22 protein-coding genes are annotated in these 23,499 nt (G+C 33.3%); 11 read left to right on the forward strand and 11 right to left on the reverse strand.

Annotation, left to right across the window (positions count from 1 at the left end):
* Positions 1-22 precede the first annotated feature (22 nt).
* The 3 genes from Q0Q96_RS10030 to Q0Q96_RS10040 all read right to left on the reverse strand — a co-directional run bounded on the left by Q0Q96_RS10030 (position 23) and on the right by Q0Q96_RS10040 (position 2,260).
* The gene (locus Q0Q96_RS10030; RefSeq protein ID WP_293874449.1) at positions 23-457 is read right to left on the reverse strand and encodes a hypothetical protein; all 435 of its coding nucleotides are present in this window, start codon (positions 455-457) and stop codon (positions 23-25) included.
* A 7-nt stretch (positions 458-464) separates the two neighbouring features.
* On the reverse strand, positions 465-998 hold the full coding sequence (locus Q0Q96_RS10035) for a T6SS effector amidase Tae4 family protein (RefSeq protein ID WP_293874451.1): 534 nt from the start codon (positions 996-998) through the stop codon (positions 465-467).
* A 221-nt stretch (positions 999-1,219) separates the two neighbouring features.
* Entirely contained in the window at positions 1,220-2,260 is a 1,041-nt protein-coding gene (locus Q0Q96_RS10040; RefSeq protein ID WP_293874454.1) for a Fic family protein, read from the reverse strand.
* Between the two features lie 362 nt (positions 2,261-2,622).
* On the opposite strand from Q0Q96_RS10040, the gene Q0Q96_RS10045 reads away from it, so the two are divergent.
* Positions 2,623-2,964, forward strand: coding sequence for a hypothetical protein (locus Q0Q96_RS10045; RefSeq protein ID WP_293874457.1), 342 nt, complete (start codon positions 2,623-2,625; stop codon positions 2,962-2,964).
* Between the two features lie 35 nt (positions 2,965-2,999).
* Positions 3,000-4,163, forward strand: coding sequence for a hypothetical protein (locus tag Q0Q96_RS10050; RefSeq protein WP_293874460.1), 1,164 nt, complete (start codon positions 3,000-3,002; stop codon positions 4,161-4,163).
* A 37-nt stretch (positions 4,164-4,200) separates the two neighbouring features.
* On the opposite strand, the gene Q0Q96_RS10055 is transcribed toward Q0Q96_RS10050, so the two are convergent.
* The 3 genes from Q0Q96_RS10055 to Q0Q96_RS10065 form a co-directional block, all read right to left on the reverse strand.
* Entirely contained in the window at positions 4,201-4,464 is a 264-nt protein-coding gene (locus tag Q0Q96_RS10055) for a hypothetical protein (protein ID WP_293874463.1), read from the reverse strand.
* Between the two features lie 14 nt (positions 4,465-4,478).
* Positions 4,479-5,558, reverse strand: a complete 1,080-nt coding sequence (locus Q0Q96_RS10060; protein WP_293874466.1) for a hypothetical protein — start codon at positions 5,556-5,558, stop codon at positions 4,479-4,481.
* Positions 5,559-5,739: 181 nt separating this feature from the next.
* Positions 5,740-5,904: a hypothetical protein gene (locus Q0Q96_RS10065; protein WP_293874469.1), complete on the reverse strand. Its 165-nt coding sequence runs from the start codon at positions 5,902-5,904 to the stop codon at positions 5,740-5,742.
* 246 nt (positions 5,905-6,150) lie between these two features.
* Between Q0Q96_RS10065 and Q0Q96_RS10070 the strand changes: the two genes are divergently transcribed.
* The 6 genes from Q0Q96_RS10070 (at position 6,151) to Q0Q96_RS10095 (ending at position 12,617) form a co-directional block, all read left to right on the forward strand.
* Positions 6,151-8,304 carry a S46 family peptidase gene (locus Q0Q96_RS10070; protein WP_293874472.1) on the forward strand — a complete coding sequence of 718 codons (2,154 nt, stop codon included), beginning with the start codon at positions 6,151-6,153 and terminating at the stop codon, positions 8,302-8,304.
* A gap of 185 nt (positions 8,305-8,489) precedes the next feature.
* Positions 8,490-9,149 (forward strand): tetratricopeptide repeat protein, encoded by a 660-nt coding sequence (locus Q0Q96_RS10075; RefSeq protein ID WP_293874475.1) that lies wholly within the window; start codon positions 8,490-8,492, stop codon positions 9,147-9,149.
* A 2-nt stretch (positions 9,150-9,151) separates the two neighbouring features.
* Entirely contained in the window at positions 9,152-10,507 is a 1,356-nt protein-coding gene (locus tag Q0Q96_RS10080; RefSeq protein ID WP_293874478.1) for a Mur ligase family protein, read from the forward strand.
* Between the two features lie 10 nt (positions 10,508-10,517).
* The gene (gene radC / locus Q0Q96_RS10085) at positions 10,518-11,207 is read left to right on the forward strand and encodes a DNA repair protein RadC (protein WP_293874481.1); all 690 of its coding nucleotides are present in this window, start codon (positions 10,518-10,520) and stop codon (positions 11,205-11,207) included.
* A 2-nt stretch (positions 11,208-11,209) separates the two neighbouring features.
* Positions 11,210-11,893: a YjjG family noncanonical pyrimidine nucleotidase gene (locus tag Q0Q96_RS10090; RefSeq protein ID WP_293874484.1), complete on the forward strand. Its 684-nt coding sequence runs from the start codon at positions 11,210-11,212 to the stop codon at positions 11,891-11,893.
* Between the two features lies 1 nt (position 11,894).
* A complete protein-coding gene (locus Q0Q96_RS10095) occupies positions 11,895-12,617 on the forward strand; it encodes a hypothetical protein (protein ID WP_293874487.1) in 723 nt (240 codons plus the stop codon).
* A gap of 37 nt (positions 12,618-12,654) precedes the next feature.
* Here Q0Q96_RS10095 and Q0Q96_RS10100 read toward each other — a convergent pair whose 3' ends face one another.
* Positions 12,655-13,932, reverse strand: a complete 1,278-nt coding sequence (locus Q0Q96_RS10100) for a replication-associated recombination protein A (protein WP_293874490.1) — start codon at positions 13,930-13,932, stop codon at positions 12,655-12,657.
* Positions 13,933-14,189: 257 nt separating this feature from the next.
* Between Q0Q96_RS10100 and Q0Q96_RS10105 the strand changes: the two genes are divergently transcribed.
* Positions 14,190-14,933 (forward strand): rhomboid family intramembrane serine protease, encoded by a 744-nt coding sequence (locus tag Q0Q96_RS10105; RefSeq protein WP_293874492.1) that lies wholly within the window; start codon positions 14,190-14,192, stop codon positions 14,931-14,933.
* A gap of 3 nt (positions 14,934-14,936) precedes the next feature.
* On the opposite strand, the gene rlmB is transcribed toward Q0Q96_RS10105, so the two are convergent.
* The 4 genes from rlmB to Q0Q96_RS10125 form a co-directional block, all read right to left on the reverse strand.
* Positions 14,937-15,671 (reverse strand): 23S rRNA (guanosine(2251)-2'-O)-methyltransferase RlmB, encoded by a 735-nt coding sequence (gene rlmB / locus Q0Q96_RS10110; RefSeq protein ID WP_293874494.1) that lies wholly within the window; start codon positions 15,669-15,671, stop codon positions 14,937-14,939.
* A gap of 65 nt (positions 15,672-15,736) precedes the next feature.
* A complete protein-coding gene (locus Q0Q96_RS10115; protein ID WP_293874496.1) occupies positions 15,737-17,221 on the reverse strand; it encodes a SusD/RagB family nutrient-binding outer membrane lipoprotein in 1,485 nt (494 codons plus the stop codon).
* Between the two features lie 3 nt (positions 17,222-17,224).
* Complete coding sequence (locus Q0Q96_RS10120; RefSeq protein WP_293874498.1) at positions 17,225-20,491, reverse strand: SusC/RagA family TonB-linked outer membrane protein; 3,267 nt, start codon at positions 20,489-20,491, stop codon at positions 17,225-17,227.
* A 98-nt stretch (positions 20,492-20,589) separates the two neighbouring features.
* The gene (locus Q0Q96_RS10125; RefSeq protein ID WP_293874500.1) at positions 20,590-22,269 is read right to left on the reverse strand and encodes a hypothetical protein; all 1,680 of its coding nucleotides are present in this window, start codon (positions 22,267-22,269) and stop codon (positions 20,590-20,592) included.
* Positions 22,270-22,542: 273 nt separating this feature from the next.
* Between Q0Q96_RS10125 and rpsL the strand changes: the two genes are divergently transcribed.
* Together rpsL and rpsG are read left to right on the forward strand one after the other, a co-directional pair.
* On the forward strand, positions 22,543-22,926 hold the full coding sequence (gene rpsL, locus Q0Q96_RS10130) for a 30S ribosomal protein S12 (protein WP_293874503.1): 384 nt from the start codon (positions 22,543-22,545) through the stop codon (positions 22,924-22,926).
* A 90-nt stretch (positions 22,927-23,016) separates the two neighbouring features.
* A complete protein-coding gene (gene rpsG, locus Q0Q96_RS10135) occupies positions 23,017-23,493 on the forward strand; it encodes a 30S ribosomal protein S7 (protein ID WP_293874506.1) in 477 nt (158 codons plus the stop codon).
* The last annotated feature ends 6 nt before the right edge of the window (positions 23,494-23,499 follow it).

Genomic DNA, 23,499 nt, shown 5'->3' on the forward strand with positions numbered 1-23,499 from the left:
CGAAGCCAAAACTGCTTTTTATTTAATTTTTATTTAATACTCGTTTAAAATCTCTATCTAGTTTTAGGTTTTTTTTGTACTCGTTTTTTGCTATTGAGTCTAACCAATTACTATTGTACTCACACAGACATGTTGAAAACACTTTTTTCCCTTGTACACCTTCAGCTATTTTTCCAATAGAATTAACTGAATCTAACTTTATTTTCTTCGCAGTAATTTTGGCAATACTGTCTATTAATAAATATTTATCTCCCAAAATAGGTTCTCCATATCCACTATTGTCAACTTCAAAAAGTGTTTGAACCTCTTTTGAATTATCAAAACCATTCTTTACACAGCTAGCAAAATATCTATATTTAAATTCTTTAATATAAATTTTTTTTAACACTTTTTCTTCTTTTGTTACTGAACAACTTAATAACATTAAGAAACTGAAAACTAATAATATTGATTTCATAAAAATTTTAATTTAATTCCCATACGTCCAAACGCAAAATAGGAGCTTCATAAAAAAGACAATGATTTCCACAAGTAGAATTCGAATTTAATAAATCCGCATGACCTGTAGCCCAAGTATGTTGTATAGCGGGTAAAGAAACCATGGAATAAATCCCGTTTATATTAGCTAGTAAAGGTGAAAAACCAACTCCATGTGCACCTCCTTGAGAAGCAGTATAATGTTGATAATTTGAAGGATTTGTTCCGAAAGTTTTACGCAGCCAAGCATTCAAAACTTTAGCACTTATTATATAGTTCTTTCCATCTGAACCTACAACTGTGTTTTTTGTGCCGTTTGGGTTATCAGGTAAAGCAGGAATTATTATTCCAGAATAATTCAATGCCCTAGATACGCGAAGCGCACAAGTATTTAATCTAAAACCGCTATTTGCTACATTATTATACATTGTTAAAGCACCACCTCCAATATTAGTGCAAACTACTTGACCATTGTCGTATTTACTAGGACAAGCATTCTTGAAATCATTGAAACTTGGCAAAGTTTGTGCTGGAAAGTTACTTTTTGATAGCCGTTTTTTCGGCTGGCTTGATTTGTTGATGTTTCCATAGAATACTAAAAGTGTTTAATTTTTAGTCAACCTATTTTAGGACGATTCAATTAGCACTTACATTTCTGTTAATCACTGAACTCAAAAGTACAAAACAATCTTTGAATTCAAGACCCAAAGCCCACATTTTGTGAAACCGCTGTTAACTGCCGTTATTTTATTGAATAATTTGTACTTGGTCCAATTCCGTGTTTTTCAATTAAGTTTTTTTGTATTAATTCGGGTAATAATCTTTTGATTGTTGGGCTTGGAATTCCAAGTTTTTTTGCAATTTCTCCCGATTTACAGCCAGCATTGTTAATGATAAATGTTAATATTGATTTTTCTCTTGGTGATAATTGAATTTCTATACCACTTTGCTCTAATTTTAATATAAGTTGTTCTTGAATTTTTTTCAGTGCATCGAAAAAGAAAACACCCCATTCACTTACGTTTTCGTTAGGTCTTTGACTTTGACAATTCATTAAAACTCTATAATATTGAGGTTTTCTGTTTTCTATTTCGTGTTCAAAACTGACATATTGAATCCAATTATATCCATTTTTCAGTAGCAATAAAGATGAAATTAATCTGCTCAATCTTCCGTTTCCGTCTTGAAATGGATGAATACTTAAAAATTCATATGTAAATAGTGAGCATTTAACTAATGGATGAGTTGTTAAGTCATTATTGTACCAATTTATTAAGTTTTGCATCGCATTTTCAGTTGCAAATCCTGCTTCAGTTGTTTGAAAAACAATTTGTTTAGTTCCATCAGGATAATTTGCTTCAACTGCGTTGCTGTGTTGTTTGTATTTTCCTTTATGCCATTCGTCTTTCTTACTATGTCTCATCAAGATATTATGCAAATTCTTCAAACTATTTTCTGAAATATCTATATCCATATAAGATTCTGAAATAATGTCAAACGCATTAAAATAGCCAACAACTTCTTGTGAATCTCTATCTTCTAATTTTGAAATATCTAATTCTTGGAGCAAAACAGTTACTTCCTCATCGCTCATTTTTGAACCTTCTATTCTAGTAGAAGCTCCAACACTTCTGACGGTTGCAATTGACTTTAGTTGTTTTAAACTTTGACCTTCTTTTTTCTCAATAGTAGTCCAAGACGCATCGAATCGATCTATTTGACTGATTATATTAATCAATCTCCAATCTATGTCAATTTTGAAGTTATATACATTGTTTTCCATTTCACAAATATATAAATATTTTCGAAAATGATTCGATTCGATTCGATTTTATGCGTTCGTGATTCGATAATGGCAGTTAACGAGTTGGGCTTGGCTGAATTTGGGGGCAAAGTTAGCCAAATGTAAAGGTTTAAAACCAATCTCGCAAACACAAAACCAACTTTCGAGGAATGACCGAAACCCCAATTTTGCCAAACCCCTGTTGGCAGAAGCCTTATCTATTTTAACTATTCTTTATAGAAATTTTATTAAAATATTGTAAATAAGTAGATAAATACCTTATTAACTTTGCCTATATCTAAAATTTTTTTATCATAAAAAAAGTACCGTTTAATCAAAAAGGTTTAGACCTTAAAGTAAGAATGATTAATTCTTTGTCCGAAGACGAATTTAGAAGTGAAATTTTCAAAATTCAGTTTGAAACATCAGATTGGGTTATTTCAAATTTTGATTTAAATGATGATCAAATTGAATATACCCGATTAATTTCTAAAGATTTTATGACGTACATTGGTTTTCAAACTGCAACCGCAATTGCAACAAAACAAGAAATTGTTTTAGAAACGCCAGAAGTTTATCAAAATCCCGTAGCAGGTAAAAGAAAAATTAAGACTAAAATCGAAGGTTCTGATACCTGGAACTGGGCAGAAGAACCACCAAGGGTTAAATTCAAGTGGTCGGTTTCATTAATTTGGTCATTCTAAAATTGCTTTAAATAACCACCTTAATATTTACTTCTATGAACAAATATGCTTTAATTATCGTTTTTGGTATTTTTGTGAATAATACTTTTTCACAAGATATTAATATTAGTGAGCAAATATTAGGTGGTTTTATTGAAAATCTAGATACAACAAACGAGACCGCATTACTTAATTATCAAGGTGGTTACTTATTTATTGAAGTCGTAATACAAGATAAAAAATATAATTTTCTGTTTGATACTGGTGCAACTGTCACTATATTTTCTAATGAAATTGATATAAAATCAAGCGAATTATCCAAAATTACGGTAACTGATTTACTAGGGAATGATGTAGAAAAAAAGATATTTCAAACAAACTTTATTATCAATGGAACGAAATTTAATAAAGTTGCATACATAAAACAAGATTTAAGTAAGATTAACTCTGTCTCTTGCTTCAAAATAGATGGGATTTTGGGTGCAAACATTATAAAAAAATGTAACTGGAAATTTGATTTTAAGAATAAAAATGTATATTTTTCTAAAACTGCATTTAAAACTACTAATGATGAAAATTTTACCTCAATAAAATGGCAAAGCGATATTTCTCCGCTTTTGCGTTTAAAATATAATAACAAGTATATTGTTGCTTTATTAGATACTGGGTTTTCGGGAATGTTAAAGTTAAATAATAATGTATTTCAAGATGTTAAAACTCATTCTGATAATAATGTGGTAAATGGTTACGGAAAGGGTTTTATAACTATTAATTCTGATATTGTTGGTAAACTTAAAAAAATTATACTAAACGAAATAGAATTAGGCGGAAATAGATTTAATTTAGTTTCGACAATAATTGATAATTCGAAGCCTTTAGTCGGCAATAAAATATTTGGATTAGAAGATGTTATATTTAATTTTACTGAAAACCAAGTATATCTTGGAAATACAAACGAAAAGAACAAAGTTGATAATGATTTAAGTTTATGCATAAATGATACTGATAATATCCAACTTGAAATTTGCTTTATTTGGGAAAATAAATCAACTAAAGATTTAAAAATTGGTGATGTTGTTGTTAAAATAAACGAAATTGATACTAAAAAAATCGATACTCAATCATATTGCGATATTCAAAATTATTTGAAACAAAACAGAAACATTAAGATTGTTGTAGAGAGGAAAGGAAATTTAATTTCAGCTACAATTAATGAATAAATTTGTCAAATTTTTAGTCAACCTATTTTAGGACGATTCATATTTCTTTGTTGTTATGATTAGTATAAGTTAGTTTGGCAAATTTAGTTGGTTCTTTAATTTCTTTACAATCATATTTGTCTAAAAACTTTAATACATATTTCTGTCTTTTATTAATCGGAATACCTGTCATTGTATTTTTATTAGTACTATGTGGAATTAATTCAACCAACTCATTATTAAATAAAATTATTTCTTCTGCAACAGGTGCTAATCCCAGTTCACCAAAAACTATATATGCCTCTTTTGTTTTTAATTCCATTTTTAATTATGTGTTTAATGCTTCGTTAGCCAGTCATTAATGAAAGAGACATATTTATAATCCATCCAGTTTGGATAAATGCAAAAGAGAATGAACATAACAACTGTAAATAAAATGTAAATTGAAGAGCCTAAAAATATACTTGCTTTTTCTTTATGTGAATCCGTTATGTCTTGTTCTTTAGATGATAAATAACTCATCGGAGTGATAGCAAATGAAAATCCTGTAATATAATAAAGCCAACGATGTGTAACATTTGGTGAATCCATAAAATAGTAAATGTGGTGCACGCAAAATGCTGCCCAAAGAAGCCAAAAATAAAATTGTGCTATACCTGCAATTAATGAAAACAGAATGTTGAGATACGGCAAAACATTTGACTTTATTTTATCACCGATAAGACCAAGTCCTGCAATGGGCAAGACAAGTAAACTTATAACTACAGAAACAAGAATAACTGCTATAAATGTTGCAATCAGAAAACGCCAAAACATCCCCCAGTAAGATTTGTTTGATTTTTTTCCTGATAAATTGATTTCATCATTCAAAACATCTTGATGAGATTGAATAAAGTTATACCATAACGTTTGCATTTCTAAAATATGTTTTTCTGATTTAGCGTGTTCTTCTGATAGTTTCGTTAGATAATCTTTATCTTTTAAGATGTCGGTTCCTTTGTCAAACCCCTTTTTTAATATTGCTTTTTGTTCTGTAAGAACTAATTTGAAACTTCCAATATAATTGTCCCGATACATTGTTTTCATTTCGGGGTGAATATTATTAAGAAAATTGTCAGAAACTTTATAACTTTCTTTTATGCCTGATTCAATTTCTTCTAATGCTTCAAGATAACTTTGTTGTTGTTCCGTTAATTTTGAAACTTGCGAATTATCAGCAATATTATTAATATTTATTTCACTTTCAGTAGCTGAAATTTTATTCATCTTGTCGGCTGCTTTCCCTAAAATGTCTATTGATTTTAGTAACGCATTTTTGTCTGCTTCAAAAATGTTTTGGCTACTTTCATTCTTTTCAGAACAAGAAGATAGAATAAGAAGGAAAAAGATTGTTGCTGTATAAATGTATTTCTTCATAGTATTGAATTAATTTATTAGTTTCGTTGTTGCGAGTACGTTCCGTAAAATTGCTTATAACTCGTATATAGGCGCAAAAAATATACACCAATTTACCACTATTGGGGCGTATAAACGCATGTTTGTCTACCTTCGTCGCCACCAAAATAATAAAAAAAACAAAAATTCTAACAAAAGGGTTCTACCTGGGAGCCTTTTTTAATCCGAAAATCCAGTCAACTTCGCCATCCATCTTGTCACCTTGAGCGCAGTCGAAGGGCAATTTTATATTTCCGTCTTTTACGGCGCAACTTTCGTAATTAATTTCACACCTTTCGAATTTCATTTCACGCCTTCCGATCTTCATTTCTTGCCTTCCGAAACTTATTTTACCCCTTTCGAACTTCATTTCTTGCCTTCCGAACTTTCTATTTTACTCATTTTTTTAAAACAACAACTTTCTGATTATTCCATACCTTTTTCAGTCACACAATTAACCATATCCTAAACCAAAGTTAAAATTTAAGAAATACTAGTAGTTTTTGTACTTGTTTGTGAATCAAATAGGCAAAAAAAAGTATATTAGCCCCACTCAAAAAATAAATTATTAAATATGAAAAAAATTATTTTATCCTTACTCATCGCTACGCTATTAATGCCAATGAGTATGAAAGCCGACGAAGGAATGTGGTTCTTAATGTTTATCGAAAGATTAAACCACAGAGACATGCAAAAAGAAGGTTTAAAACTCACCACCGAAGAAATTTACAGCATCAATCACCACAGTCTTAAAGATGCCATTGTGCAGTTCAACGGAGGATGCACTGCCGAAATTATCTCCAAAGACGGATTGGTTTTAACCAACCACCACTGCGGTTATGATGCCATTGCGGAACTCTCAACTGCGGATAACAACTTGCTCAAAAACGGATATTGGGCAGCAAATAAAGCAGCCGAAAAACATCCGCAATCAAGTTTGTTTGTACGTTTCTTTGTCCGAATGGATGATGTTTCCAAACGAATTTTAGCCAAACTAAACCCATCAATGAGCGAAGCCGACAGAGAAAAAGCAGTCAATGCAGAAATTGCCATGATCGAAAAAGAAAACAATGAAAACGGAAAATATACCGTATCGGTTAAATCTTTTTTCCAAGGCAATGAATACTATTATTTTGTATACCAAGATTATAAAGACGTTCGTTTAGTAGGCGTTCCTCCAGAGAGTTTAGGCAAGTTTGGCGGCGATACCGATAACTGGGAATGGCCACGGCACACCGCCGATTTCTCTATGTTTAGAGTTTATGCAGACAAGGACGGAAACCCTGCAGACTACGCAGTAAGCAACGTACCCTTACAACCAAAACACTATTTGCCCGTAAATTTATCGGGTGTCAAAGAAGGCGATTTTGCTATGATATTAGGGTATCCAGGCAGAACAAACCGTTGGATGCCCGCAAGCGGAATCAATCAAAATGTAAAGTTTGCTTATCCTGCATGGGTTGAAGGTGCCAAGACCGGAATGGACGGTATGAAAAAATATATGGAACAAAGCGATGCCCTTCGGTTGGTTTATGCTTCAAAATATGCGTCAACGGCAAATTACTGGAAAAACCGACAAGGAATGATTGATGCCTTATCAAAATTTGGCACAGCTAAATCAAAAGCAGCACAAGAAGCAAAGTTCAATGATTGGGCAAATAAACCCGAAAACAAAGCCAAATATGGTAATGTGGTTGCGAACATCAATAAGTTTTATAGTTTGACCAACGAAAAATCAAGACACGACAATTATTTGCAACAAATGTTTAGAACTAGTGCTTATGCCATTATAGGAAGAACATTAGGAAAACAATTGGATATTTATACCAAAGTTGATGCAGCGAAACGTGCTTCGATGGCACCACAAATTATTGAATTCACTACCAAATTCTTTGAAGATGTATACCTTCCAGCAGAAAAAGATATTTTGGCGGCACAACTTAAACTCTACGCGACAAAATCTACTGGATATGCTATAGCACCGATGGTTAAGAAAATTGGAGACGAAAATAAAAATGATTTTACGAAATATGTAAATGACGCCATTGATAAAAGTATTTTTTCCTCTTTAGATAAAGTTAAAGCATTTCTAAAAGAGCCTAATCAAACCTTATTAGACACGGATTCTTTCTATTTACTTTCTAATGATTTATTGACGCAATACAACTCCAAATCAGATGAAATTGTTAAAGCACAAAACGATTATGGTGCTTCGTTCCGCTTGCTAGTAGAAGGGTTAAGAGAATCTAAAATTGGCGACATCAAATATCCAGATGCTAACTCAACGCTGCGTTTGACGTACGGGAAAGTACGTTCCTTGCCAGCAGACAAGCGCAATGATGCTACTATCAATAATTACACGACACTGGACGGACAAGTAAAAAAATATAAAAAAGGCGATGAAGAGTTTGACTTGCCGGTGAAAGTTTTAGAAATGAATAAAAAGAAAAATTACGGAAGATTTGCCGATAAAGACGGAAGTTTGCATGTTAATTTCTTGACAGATAATGACATTACTGGAGGAAATTCGGGCTCGCCGGTTTTAAACGGAAAAGGCGAACTGATAGGAATAGCCTTTGATGGAAATATCGAAGCAATGGCAGGCGATGTGATTTTTGATAAAAAATTGCAACGAACCATCAATGTTGATATTCGCTATGTACTATGGGTTATCGAGAATTTTTCGGGCGCAAAAAATATTGTAGACGAAATGACATTGGTCAAATAAGCCATTTGTTATCTCAAATAATGAAGCTTTTCATAAAGTATTTAAAAACGTCCTAATTTTTTTAGGACGTTTTTTGCTGAATATCTATTATTGAAATCCTAATAATGAACTATATTTGCTTAAGTAAAGACATTATGAACTGTTTGATGTATTTTTTCTTCCTTATTATATTTTCAGCCCCAATTATGGTTTTTTCACAAACAAATTTTGAGAAAGCAGAAAAGTTATTTGTTCAAGAAAAATACGCTTTGGCAAAGCCAATGTTTGAAAATATCTTGAAAGAAAATCCCAACCATCTTAAAACGTTAGAATATCTTGGTGATATTGAAGGAAGCAATAAATCGTGGGATAAAGCATTAATTTACTATGATAAACTAAAAAGACTTAATCCATCCAATGCAAATTATTATTACAAATACGGCGGCTGCCTTGGTATGAAAGCCAAGGAGAGTAATAAATTTAGAGCACTCGGAATGATAGGTGATGTAAAAGCAAACTTCGAAAAAGCAATCCAAATCAATCCAAACCATGTTGAAGCACGCTGGGCATTAATAGAATTATACCTGCAACTACCTGCTATTATTGGCGGAAGTGAACACAAAGCTCAAAAATATGCTTACGAATTGCAAAAAATATCTCCTGTCGACGGCTATCTTGCCAGCGGACACATTGCCGAATATTTTGAAAAATATAAAGATGCTGAAAAACTATATAGCAAAGCTATTGCAATTGGTGGTTCCAAAGTAAGCTATCAAAAATTAGCCAATCTCTATAAAAACAAAATGAATCAGCCCGAAAAAGCAAAAACCCTTTTAGAAAATTATCAAGAAAAAAAGAAATTATAAGAATGAGAACCCATTTTATAGCTATTGGAGGCGCAGCCATGCACAATCTCGCCTTGGCATTACACAACAAAGGAGATCAAGTTACGGGCAGTGATGATGCAATTTTTGAACCATCCAAATCGAGACTAGAAAACAAAGGATTATTACCGATAGAAATGGGTTGGTTTCCCGAAAAAATAACTCCCAATATTGATGCCATAATCCTAGGAATGCACGCCAAAGCTGACAATCCTGAACTGCTGAAAGCGCTGGAAATGGGTTTAAAAATTTATTCCTATCCTGAATTTCTTTACGAACAATCCAAAAATAAAACACGCGTTGTTATTGGCGGTTCTCACGGAAAAACGACAATAACTTCTATGATTCTTCACGTAATGCATTATCACAACATCCAAGTTGATTATATGGTTGGCGCACAATTAGAAGGTTTTGAAACAATGGTTCATCTCACCGAAGAAAATGATTTTATAGTTTTAGAAGGCGATGAATATTTATCTTCTCCCATAGACAGGCGACCAAAATTTCATTTGTATCAACCTAATATTGCGTTGCTTTCAGGAATTGCATGGGATCACATTAATGTCTTTCCAACATTTGAAAATTATGTAGAACAGTTTGAAATATTTGTCAATCAAATTACAAAAGGAGGAATATTAGTCTATAACGAAGAAGATGCAACGGTTAAAAAAGTAGCCGAAGATTCATCCAATACTATACGAAAATTGCCTTATAAAACACCAAATTATTCAGTAGAAAACGGAATAACAATGCTTGATACACCCGAGGGAGCAATGCCAATCGAAGTTTTTGGTGAACATAACCTCAATAACTTGTCTGGAGCCAAATGGATATGCCAAAATATGGGCGTAGACGAAGCCGATTTTTATGAAGCTATTGCAAGTTTTAAAGGTGCGAGCAAACGTTTAGAAAAAATAGCAGAAGGAATTGGGAAAGTAGCCTATAAAGATTTTGCGCATTCACCCAGCAAAGTCGCTGCAACCACTAAAGCTGTAAAAGCGCAATTTCCGGAAAGAAAATTAGTAGCCTGTTTAGAACTGCACACGTACAGTAGCTTGAATGCCAATTTTTTAAAGCAATACGAAGGAGCTCTTGATGCTGCTGATGTTGCCGTAGTTTTCTATTCGCCAGATGCTGTGAAAATCAAACAACTTTCAGCCGTATCGTATGACCAAATTGCAAAAGCGTTTAAGCGTGATGACTTAATTATTTATACCAATCCACAAGAGTTTAAGGAATTTATTTTAAAATATGATTTCGATAATTCAGCACTGCTACTGATGAGTTCAGGAAACTATGGAGGATTGAATTTTGATGAGGTAAAAAAACTAATAGCGTAAAAAAAATACTTTGGAACAAAATTTTTCGATAAAAAATTGGGCAGAAGACGACAAGCCACGCGAAAAAATGATGCTAAAAGGCAAAGCAGCTTTGAGCGATGCCGAGTTGGTTGCCATTCTTATTGGTTCAGGAAGTAGAAATGAGAGTGCTGTGAGTTTAAGCAAACGAATACTCTCAAGCATTGACAATAACTTGAACGCTTTAGGAAAATTATCCTTGAAACAACTGATGGAATTTAAAGGGATAGGGGAAGCGAAAGCCATAGCTATAGCCGCAGCACTAGAATTAGGAAGAAGACGCAGAGTAGAAGAAACCGTCGAATTAAAAAAAATTACGTCGAGCAAAGCAGTTTTTGAAATTATGCAACCTATTATTGGCGAATTACCGCACGAAGAATTTTGGGTTTTGTATCTTAATAATTCCAATAAAGTAATTTATAAATCACAATTGTCTAAAGGCGGAATTACGGGAACTGTGGTCGATATGCGATTGATTTTCAAAACCGCTTTTGAGCAAAATGCAATTTCAATACTATTGACGCACAACCATCCATCAGGAAAATTGCAAGCCAGCGATGCCGATAAAGAAATTACCAAAAAACTAAAAATTGCAGGGGATCAGTTAGATATTAAAATTTTAGACCACATTATTATTACCGAAAACGGATTTTTAAGTTTTGCAGACGAAGGCATTTTTTAAACATGAGAAACATTACAGATATATTTTTCGACCTAGATCATACTCTTTGGGACTTTGATAAAAATTCTATACTAGCTTTTGATAAAATCTTCAAAGAACAACAACCAGATATAGAAAGCGAAGTGTTTATCAAAATTTATGCGCCCATAAATCAGGCGTGTTGGAAACTATATCAAGTAGATAAAATGACTCACGAAGAACTACGATATCAGCGTTTAAAACAAACTTTTGATGTTTTGAATTATAGTATTTCAGATGAAGAAATTGATAGGATTGCGAACGATTATATAGAATTTTTACCAGATAACAATCAGCTTTTTGATGGTGCTATTGAAGTTTTAAACTATTTATTTTCAAAATATAAGTTGCATATTATTACCAATGGTTTTGCCGAAGTGCAAGGAAGGAAAATCAGTAAATCGGGTTTAAGCAATTATTTTAAAACGATTACCAATTCAGAAATGGCGGGAGTAAAAAAACCGCATCGCAACATTTTTGAATTTGCATTGTCATTGGCCGAAGTCAAAAAAGAAAACGCTATAATGATTGGCGATTGCATAGATGCTGACGTTCGTGGAGCATTAAATTTTGGGATGAAAGCTATATTATTTGATGAAAAAGAAATGCACAACCATCAAGATGTGGTGACCATAAACCATTTATTAGAATTAAAAAAAATATTATAAAATGAAAAATTACGTAATTATACTGATTTTGTTGGTATCTCTTTCGGCATTTTCGCAAAGTGTCAACGAGTATCAATATGTTGTTGTGCCTATAAAATTTGATATATTCAAAGAAAAAGATCGATTCAGGTTGAATACATTAACCAAATTATTGCTTCAAAAATATAGTTTCAAAGCCTATTTGAATACCGAAATTTTGCCCGACGAAGTTAGGAATAACAGATGTGCAATTTTGTATGCCTCGTTAGTTGAAGACAAAGGTTTTTTTATAACCAAAGTAAAAGTAGTACTTAAGGATTGTCAAGATAAAGTGGTTTTTGAAACTGATTTTGGTTCAAGTAGGGAAAAAGAATATGCTGTAGCGTACAATCAGACACTGCGCGCTGCGTTTCAGTCTTTTGATAAATTAAAATACAAGTATAATGGATTGCATTCTTTAGAAAAAAACACAACAACAAGTAATGCGACGGCTTCCGTAGTAGTTCCCAGTGCTTTGAAACTTGATGTAGGAGAATGCTATGCGCAGCCTATCGCGAATGGTTTCCAGTTGGTTGATAGTGAAACAAAAGTTATCTTGTTCCTATATAAAACGTCTCAAGAAAATATTTTTATAGCTACAAAAGGAAGCATAAACGGGGTACTATTTTCTAAAAATGAGCAGTGGTTTTTTGAATATTATGAAAATGAAAAATTAATATCAGAAATGTTTTCAGTTAAATTCTAAACTCATAATCTTAAGCTGATAATTTAAAAATGGTGCTTCAATATCCATATTTATCTTTCCAACGATTCCTTAAAAAAGTTCGTAATTCATTTTCTCTTGCATTGGTACCAGGGTTGTAAAAAGCCGTATTCTTAATGGCATCAGGTAAATATTCTTGTTCCGAAAAGTTATTTTCAAAACTATGTGAATACTGATATTCTTCACCATAGCCCAATTCTTTCATCAGTTTAGTAGGAGCATTGCGCAAATGAATAGGAACTGGCAAATCACCAGTTTGTTTTACTATAGCTTGAGCTTCGCCAATTGCCACATAACTCGCATTGCTTTTTGCAGATGTTGCTAAATAAACAGCGCATTGACTCAATATAATTCTACTCTCGGGATACCCAATAGTTGCAACCGCCTGAAAAGTATTGTTTGCCATAATAAATGCCGTCGGGTTTGCATTACCAATATCTTCACTAGATAAAATCAACATGCGGCGAGCAATGAATTTTACATCTTCGCCACCTTCAATCATTCGTGCTAACCAATACACCGCACCATTGGGATCACTACCACGAATAGATTTTATAAACGCCGAAACAATATCATAATGTTGCTCACCCGTTTTGTCATAAAGCACCGTGTTTTGTTGTACCAACTCTAAAACCTTATCGTTGGTAATGGTAATGGTTCCTTGAGGACTGGCGTTTACCACTAATTCAAAAATATTCAAAAGTTTGCGCCCATCGCCGCCCGAAAGTCTCAATAAAGCTTCGGTTTCTTTTAATTTTATTTTTTTGGTCGAAATAATTTTGTCTTCTTTCATCGCTCGGTGCAACAAAGCCAGCAAATTTTCTTTGGAAAACGGATGTAAAACATACACCTGACAACGTGACAAAAGCGCTGGTATGACTTCAAAACTTGGGTTTTCTGTTGTAGCACCAATTAATGTAATCCATCCTTTTTCAACCGCGGCTAATAACGAATCCTGTTGCGATTTACTAAACCGATGAATCTCATCAATAAACAAAATAGGGTTTTTGGCAGTAAACAAACCGCCACTTTGTTTCGCTTTTTCAATCACTTCGCGAATGTCCTTTACGCCACTATTTATAGCACTTAATTCATAAAACGGACGATTGCTTTGCTTGGCAATAATCTGTGCCAACGTGGTCTTTCCAGTTCCTGGTGAACCCCAAAAAATCATCGACGGAATAATGCCGTGCACCATTTGTTGCGTCAGCGAGCCATTGGCACCAACCAAGTGTAACTGACTAATATAATCTTCTAATCGTTGCGGTCTGATGCGTTCGGCAAGTGGTGCTTCCATGTTGTAAAAATACAATTTTAATTTTTTTGAAGTCCATCATTAGGCATTTTATAAACCATTTTCCCGCTTTCCATTGCAATAACTTTGTCAATTTGCTTTGGGCAAAGTTACAAAGTTGATTTCCATTACAATCGGGACTAACGAACAAACTATTGGATTATTTAAACAACAGAAAATTATTTTTCGAACACTGACAAATTAGCACTACTTTTATTTTGGCTATGTTTTTGAGCTGTGTGATAAAATAAAAAAAGTACATGAACGATTACCATCATTTTAAATATACACCGTCGGTTTGGATTGTACCTTCGTTATTGCTACTGCTGATGTGGTTAGTTTTTTTTATAGAACATACTTTTCATCTCGATTTTACTTCTCACGGAATCTTACCGAGGACCATTTCGGGTTTGCAAGGCATCATCTTTAGTCCTTTTCTTCATGGCGATTTAAATCATATTGCCAGTAATACGTTACCGCTTTTCATCTTAACCACGGTGCTTATTTATTTTTATAGAAACGTTTCATTAAAAGTCCTATTCTATGGAATTTTGCTTTCAGGATTGATAACCTGGATTATTGGTAGAGCATCGTTTCATATTGGTGCGAGTAGCTTAATTTATGTGTTAGTTTCGTTTATATTCTTCAAAGGAATGATGACTCAATATTACCGATTAATGGCATTATCGCTTACGGTAGTGCTGCTTTATGGTGGAATGATTTGGTATGTTTTCCCCGAGGTAGATAAACAAATTTCTTGGGAAGGACATTTGGCAGGCTTGATTACTGGTTTCTTTTTTGCCATCAAATTTAAAACACCCGATTACAAAAAAACAATTCAGTATCCTTGGGAAAAACTCGATTTCAATCCGCAAGAAGATGCTTTTATGAAACACTTTGACAATAACGGAAATTTTGTAAACACAACAACCGATGAAGAAATTACAATACCTGCTGTAGTAAACTATGTTTATGAATATAAAGAAACGCCCAAAGAGGAATAAATATTATTGTCTTTGACGAACCGTTTCATAGAGAAAAGCTCCACAAGCTACAGATACATTTAGTGAACCTATTGTACCATACATAGGAAGTTTTGCTTTTTCATCTACAATTTTCAGCACTGATGGATTGATACCTCGATCTTCGCTCCCCATGATGATGGCTAGAGGTTCGTTTAATGAAATATCATATATGTTTAAGTCGGTTTTTTCGGTGGCGGCTACTGTTTTTATTCCGCTTCCTTGAAGGTAGAAAATGGCGTCTTTAATATGGTCAACTTTACAAATGGGCACATTAAATACGGCACCCGCCGATGTTTTTACCGTATCACCATTTACAGGAGCAGAACCTGTTTTTTGAACTATAATTCCGTTTACACCTGTGCATTCTGCAGTTCTAATTATGGCACCAAAATTTCGGGCATCGCTCAATTGGTCAAGAATTAAAAATAGTGGAAGCTTTCCGCTTTCTACAACGCTATCTACAAGAGTTTCTAGTTTTACAAAGCCTATTGGAGCAATGGTTGCTACCGCACCTTGATGATTATTGGGTGTTAATCGGTTTAATTTTTCAACAGGAACATAAGAGAAATTGACGCTGCTTTTTTTCATTACTTTCATAAGTTCCTGCATCAATTCGCTTTGTGCATCACTTTGAATAAAGACTTTGTCGATTTCTTTTCCAGCAGTAATGGCTTCAATGATGGCTCTTATTCCGAAGATTTGATTTTCTTTTTCCATGTCGCAAAGATATAAAAAAACCATCCCGAATAGGGATGGTTTTTGCGTTACATTTTATTTTGAGATTAATAAATATCCCAGAATAATTTTGTGATTAATGTATTTCCTCCAATAGTTGCAGATGCTGCAGTATTGTTAGTTGCATTTAAAGTTTCCTCTAATGCAGGGTAGGTATATCTTGTTGGCACTTGGCTTACAGCAGCATCTACAGGAGCAGTTAATATTGGAAAATCTAATCTTCTGTACGAAGTCCAAGCTTCAAAACCTCTATTATACAAAGCAAGATAAGCTTGTTCACCAATTTTCTTTTTCCAGTTTACAGCGGCAGTGGAATAAGCTACAGTGGCTTGAGACAGATAAGAAGCTATATCGGCATCAGAAACTCCCCAGTATTTCATGGATGCTGTAATGGCATTGTTGTAATGAGTTTCTGAAGTTCCACCTATAGCAATACCTCGTTCAACAGCTTCAGCTAATAAAAATTCCACTTCAGAAGCATCCATAAGTAACCCTTCAAAAGTTGGAGCAACCAACTTATCTCCTATATGAGAGAAATTAGCATACGTATTTCCATCCCCCGGAGTACCACCAACATAATAGGAAGAGGTAATGTTTCCGTTAGTATCTAATTGGTCAAATAAAGTAAAGTAACTTGATTTTCGTGGATCATTTAATCCATTCATTTTATTAATTATAGTGCTTGTTGGAACAAAATCATTTCGACCGCTCGCAATTACATCAACATAAATAGGATTAGTATTTGGTTGAGCTGGAAGATAAGCTAAGGCAGCATTGTTAGCATTTGACAGAATTACACCGTCGGCTACAGCAGCCAGTACTTGCGTTGATGCATAAGCATGGTCAATATCATCCATATTAATGGCCATTTGTAATCGCAAGGAATTGGCAAAAAGCTTCCATTTGGAAACATTACCATTAAAGATTAAATCTTGAGAGCCAAAACTTCCTTGGGTTGTATTTAAACCATTGGAGGCTATAGTTAATTTACTAATCAAATCTTTATAGATTGTTTTTGCATCATCATATTTTGGTTGAGGATGATTGTCTAAATCTAAAGCTTCAGAATAAGGTACATCACCAAACGTATCTACTAAAATATAATAACCATAGGCAGTCATAATATCTATCAAATAATCTTTATTTGCTCTTACTATTTCCTGATTTGCGATATCTGTTACAGAACCTGTATAAACTTCTGTTGCTAAAACTTTTTTAGATTCTTTTAAATCCCTCAATACATCTCTGTAAATTACTTGCCAATGATTGTCAGGAATAGTTCTAGTTGCCAAATCATAATTACTCTCATCTGTATAAGTAGTTTCAGTCCATTGTTGCACAAAAAGTCTAAAGACGTTTTGATTTACGCTGGTACTTACCATTTGATCTACTATGTTTTTTTCTGCATTAGTAAATAATACTTGTGCAGGAACCAAGGCAGGATTTTTAACATCTTGATTTAGTCCAGTTATATCATCTGAACATGAATAAAAACTGGCTAGAAGGATCACTATTAATAATATCTTTTTCATGATTTAAAATTTAAATGTTAGATTGCAACCAATATTTCGGGTTGTTGGAAGTGAACCTACCGAATAACCTGAAGATAAATTTCCCGAAGTTAAACCACTTTCAGGATCAGCATAGGGTAAGTTTTTTTTAATAATCCATAAATTAGTACCTACAATACTAAATTTCATGCTTTCCATGGCTAATTTTGATATCCATTTTTTTGGTAAGTTATAAGATATAGACACTTCTCTTAACTTTATATAAGAAGCATCATAAATAAATGCTCTATTAGGTTGTCTTCTATATCCAAAAGCATTTCCAAAGAATTCAGCAGAAGGGGTTCTTACGGTATTTGGAGTTCCATCCGCTTGAACTCCGGGCAAAATAATTCCACCACCATCAGCTACAGAACTTCTAATTGGATTTCCAAGTTCGTTATTGGCTGCAGTTTCAGGATATAAACCAGTGGCTAAACCATAGTACATATCAAGGGAAAAAATATCGCCTCCTTTTTGACTATCAATAAGGAAACTTAGAGACAAATCTTTATAGGTGAACTTGTTTCTGATGCCTCCAATCCAATCTGGATTTATATTTCCAATTGAATTATTACTATTATTGTTAATTACATATCTGCCATTAGCTCCTACAACTCTTTGTCCGTTAAGATAAGTAAAGTCAGAGCCTTTAATAACACCATAAGGTTGTCCTACTTGCGCATTGATGGTAACGCCACCCTGAAAACTACCAAGTTGTAAATTATCAATCCCCTCGGCTAGTGTAACAACAGTATTTCTATTACTGGACCAGTTTACACTTACATCCCACTGGAAATTTTCTGTTTTGATTGGAGTTGCCGTCAACTGAACTTCTATTCCTTTATTTTCAATGGAGCCAGCATTTATGTATCTCGACGATACACCTGTCGAAGTTGAATAAGGAGTTCTAAAAATTTGATCAGTACTTAAGGAACGATATACGCCTAAATCAAAACCCAATCTTTTATTTAGAAATAACATTTCTAGACCAGCTTCATAACTTGTCGTTACTGTTGGTCTTAAATTTGGGTTGTTTTTTATTGAAGCAACAGAGTATAAACCTTGACCGTTAAATGCGGGGAATTTAGCATAAGTGTCTAACAATGCCAAGTCAGGTGATCCATTACCAACTTGTGCCAAGTTGGCTCTCAATTTACCAAAGGACAACCATTTTTCTTTGATTAAATTAGAAAAAACTAAACTTGTTGATAATGATGGAGTTGTAATAGCATTACGTTCTTTTGGCAGGGATGAATATGCATCTCTTCTCAAAGTACCGTCTATATAAAGAAAATCTTTGTATCCTAATGAAAGGGATCCATAATAACTGTTTATTCCAGTTCTAGATTGAAGTTCAAGTGGGTCTGGATTAGGATTTAATGAATTGGCTAAACTATAGGTTCCCGGAACAATTAAACCTCCAGAAGTAGCTGCAAATATTGAACTAACATTAATTCTGTTTACCGTACCACCCAACAATCCGCTTAAGTTAAATTGACCAAACTCTTTTTTGAAGTTTATTAGTAAATCATAATTGTTTTCGCGATAAGTTTTATTAAATCTCGTGTAACCAGAACCTTGAACTAATCTATTGTTGTCTGCGTCTGGTACTCCAAATTCAGACGGAATTGAACCAACCGCTTTTCTTTCCTCTTGAAATTCAGAATAGCTGTCATCTGAAATTCTCACGGTGCTAGAAAGCCAACTGTTCAGTTTATAATCTAATTTCATATATCCTAAAAATCTTTCTCTAGTATCATTTTGATAATTTTGAAATCTTTGAAAATACGGATTATCCCAATATGCGGGTCTTAAATCAGTAGGACTGTTAATATTCCAGGTGACATTTTGCCCACCAGAAGCATTATAAACTTGTTGTAAAGATTTAATATCAACATTTACGGGCCACCACTGCCGAAAATTGGTTGTGATATTATTGTCATATCCAGTAGAATTTCTACCTACAGTGTTTTGTGAAGTATAACTTCCGTAAACAGAAACAGTTAATTTATCAGAAAAATTGTGACTAAATTTAGCACTGAAATTATTTTTGTTTAATTCACTATTAGGCATTAGTCCATTTTGCTTTAAATTTGAAATGTTAATCAAAAAATTTGATTTATCATCTCCATCTTGAATAGAAATGGAATTGTTTAAAGAAACAGGTGTTTCAAAAAAAGTAATAGGACCGTTAGCGGCTGCCTTCCATGGCGTTTTTTGACCAAAGTTGGGAGAAAAAGGAGTAAAAGCATCCCATTGATACACTAAACTATTGTCAAACGGAGCTCCATACGAGGCATCCTCTGTGGTAGGAGCAATGTTATCTATAATTCCGTCTCCATTTATATCTGCTTGATTAAAATATCCATCACCATTTGTTCCATAATACAAACCGTATCCCTCTCCGTACCTACTTTGATAAGTTGGGAATGTAGTTTTATCAATACTACCAACAATGGCTTCAGAAGAAACAGTAATTCCCATGCCTTTTTTACCACCTTTCCCTTTTTTTGTAGTAATAAGAAGCACACCGTTACCAGCTTGATAACCGTAAAGTGCACTTGCTGCAGCTCCTTTCAAAACATTTACGGACTCAATATCTTCAGGATTGATATCTGAAGCTGTACTACCGTAATCGTAATTACCGCCTCTACCATTTACTTGAGCTGATGAATTCGTGTTTGAATTATTAACAGGAACTCCATCTATTACTATCAGCATCTGGTTGCCTCCAGTTAAACTTTTTATTCCACGAGAAACCACATTGGTTGAACCACCAAAGTTGTTGTTTCTTCTAATTTGAACTCCTGCAACTTTTCCAGATAAATCATTCAAAAAGTTTCCGCCAGCAGTATTCGATTTCAAATCTTCACCTTTAACCTCTTGGGTGGCATAACCAAGAGATTTTTTTTCTCTTTTAATACCTAACGCGGTTACTACAACACCTTCGAGTTCTACTGCATCGTCTTTCATTTTTACATTAATAGAGGAAGAGGTAGCCACAATTTCTTGTGATTTCATACCTATGAAATTGAAAAGCAGCGTTTGCGTTGGCGTTGCTTTTATGGAAAATTTTCCATCCATATCTGTTTGAGTCCCAAGTTTTGTTCCTTTTACCAAAACATTGACACCCGGAATGGGTAAACCGTTGTTGTCTGAAACAACTCCATTGACTGTTCTTTCCTGTGCAAATGATATCTGCACTAGTAACGCTATAAAAAGCGTCAAAAATCCATTTAACTTTGTTTTCATAATTTAATTTGGTTTTAATTAGAGTATAAATTTACAACAAAATAAAATTTAACATTGATAACAATAACTTAACATTGAGTGTTAAAGTTTGTAATTTTTTAAAAAACAGCTTTAAAACTAATGTGAACGATCGAGTTTGATAGTTTTATGGCTTGTTCTTTAGTACTTCCGTTGGCGTAAACTAAATTAAAAAGTCCGTTTTTTGTCAACAATCCGAAGCCAAATCCCAGTCCAAGAAGGTTTTGATTGTTATTTGTAGTTTTATCCTGCAACTTCGCAAAATCAATGATAGAATGAATATAAATAGCAGGTGCTAGAACATATCTATATTCCGTTAATATAGAATTGAAAGCATTGCCTTGCAAACTATTTTCGTTAAATCCTCGAATAGAGTTGATGCCCCCAAAACGTTGTAATTCATTAATGATAAAATGACCACTCTGAAGATAGAAATTTTGAGATTTAATGTTGATTATATTTTTTTGATTGAGGTAAAAATTATGCTTAATATTCAAATTAATAAAAAACTGATTGTCGGAAATCAATTTTGATTCTCTTTTTCCAGTTCCTATTTTGAGATTAAAATTTGTTTTTTCAGGAAAAAGAAACTCATTACCAATTGTGTCACGATTAAAATTTACAAATTCCAATGACGTAGTTACATAAGAATTGTTGAAATCGCTTAATGTAGCAGTGTTAACGTTTTTAATATCGCTCGACTCCGTAGATTGGTAGCCTAGATACAAGCGCGTATTATAATTAAAAAAATAACCCAAGTCTACAGCCGTTTTTGTATTTTGAAACGTACTATCTTGTTTGAAAATGTTAAGTTCTGTTTTTAAACCAATGGGCGTTTTAAATATATAAGGTAGCTCAACGCCAAGATTAAAAGTTTTTTGATCTTGACCATCGCTTTTCCAATATAAGGCAAATTTTTCGCCAGAATTTAAAATATTGTTTAGAACCAAATCCAGATAACCGCTAAAAACAATTTTCTTTTTATCATCGTTAGTAAATCCTATGTAGCCGTCAAAAGTATTGGGTTTGGCTTTTTCTAAATACACATAAATTTTTGTAGAATCTTTGGTGAATAAGATTTCAGGATATTTAGTCTGTTTTACAAATCGAAATTTTTCAAAATCATTATAAATCTTATCTAAATTTTTTTGATTAAAAACTTTGTTGCGATATAATCGAAGAATATTTTTTTTGTGTCCTTTCGGAAATTTGTCGTAGCCGTTGATAACAATTGCGTTAACTTGTCTTTTAATTTCTTTTGTGATGAGTAAGTCGGCAGTGATAAAATCTTTTTTCTTTTGTAGGTTGGTTAGTTTTACCTTAGCCATCGAAAAACCATCACTTTCTAATTTTCTCAAAGTGGTATTTAAGAAGCCCTCTACTTCCTCAAACGGCAATACCAAAGTATCGTTTTTAACCTTGTAGTTTTCCACAATATTTTCTTTAAACGATTCTCCTATAAATAAGTGCGCATAATTTGTTCTTTTCCCAAGCTTATATTTAAAATAAAATGTTGAATCATTTTGTTTAAAATTTTCAATTAGCTGACTTTCAAAATACCCTTTTTTGGTTAGTTTTTCATAAAACAAATTGTTTTCGTCAACAATTGATTTGGTATTTAGATGGTTTGAAACATAGCTTAAACTATCTATTTGTTTAGTTTCTTTTTCATTTTCCCCAATAATTTTGAGATAGAATTGCTGCGCCGAAATAGTTCCACTGAAAATACACAAGAAAAAAAGTAGAAAAATCTTTCTCAAATTTGAAATTGTTTGCATCAAAATAACGCAAAAAAATTGTTTTTATTGCTGTAAATAGTTTCTAAAAACAATTTGCTTAAAAAGCATATTCAAAACATTTCGATTTTCAAAAAACTAAAACATTTTTGGCTATTATTTGTCACATTAAAAGACAAATATTTAATTGCTAAAAAAATTAATTAAATACGATTTGTTTCATTCAAAATAATTACTACATTTGCAACCCCTAAAAAAGCGGGAATTAAAAAAATAAAGAAAAATTAGTATTTAATTATGCCAACAATTCAACAATTAGTAAGAACAGGAAGAACTCAAGTCACTAAGAAGAGTAAATCGGTTGCTTTAGATTCTTGTCCTCAACGAAGAGGTGTTTGTACGCGTGTTTACACTACTACTCCAAAAAAACCAAACTCAGCAATGCGTAAAGTTGCGCGTGTACGTTTGACCAATGGAAATGAAGTGAATGCATACATCCCAGGTGAAGGACACAATCTACAAGAGCACTCGATAGTATTAGTGCGAGGCGGAAGGGTAAAAGATTTACCAGGAGTTAGATACCACATTGTGCGTGGTGCGCTTGATACATCAGGTGTAGCAGGAAGAACACAAAGAAGATCTAAATACGGTGCTAAACGCCCTAAAGAAGCTAAAAAGTAATTTTTAACTAGTCACAAGAATAAAGTCTTAATATTATAAAGTAAAATCTTTACGAATTTCGACTTTCATCCGAGGACAAAAAACAAAGACATGAGAAAAAGAGCGGCAAAAAAAAGACCACTTTTACCAGATCCAAAATTTAACGACCAGTTAGTAACACGTTTTGTAAACAACTTAATGTGGGATGGTAAGAAATCAACAGCTTTTAAAGTATTCTACGATGCAATGGAAATTGTAGAAACTAAAAAAAATAATGATGAAAAAGCATCATTAGATGTATGGAAAGAAGCACTTACAAACGTTATGCCTCACGTAGAAGTGCGTAGTCGTAGAGTAGGAGGAGCTACATTTCAAATTCCAATGCAAATTAGACCAGACCGTAAAATTTCTATGGCGATGAAATGGATGATACTCTATGCGAGAAGAAGAAACGAAAAATCTATGGCTGGTAAGTTAGCTTCAGAAATCTTGGCTGCGGCCAAAGAAGAAGGTGCTGCTGTCAAAAAGAGAATGGATACTCACAAAATGGCAGAAGCAAACAAAGCATTCTCTCACTTTAGATTTTAAAATTTA

Source organism: Flavobacterium sp. (genome assembly GCF_025352015.1).
Taxonomy (GTDB): domain Bacteria; phylum Bacteroidota; class Bacteroidia; order Flavobacteriales; family Flavobacteriaceae; genus Flavobacterium.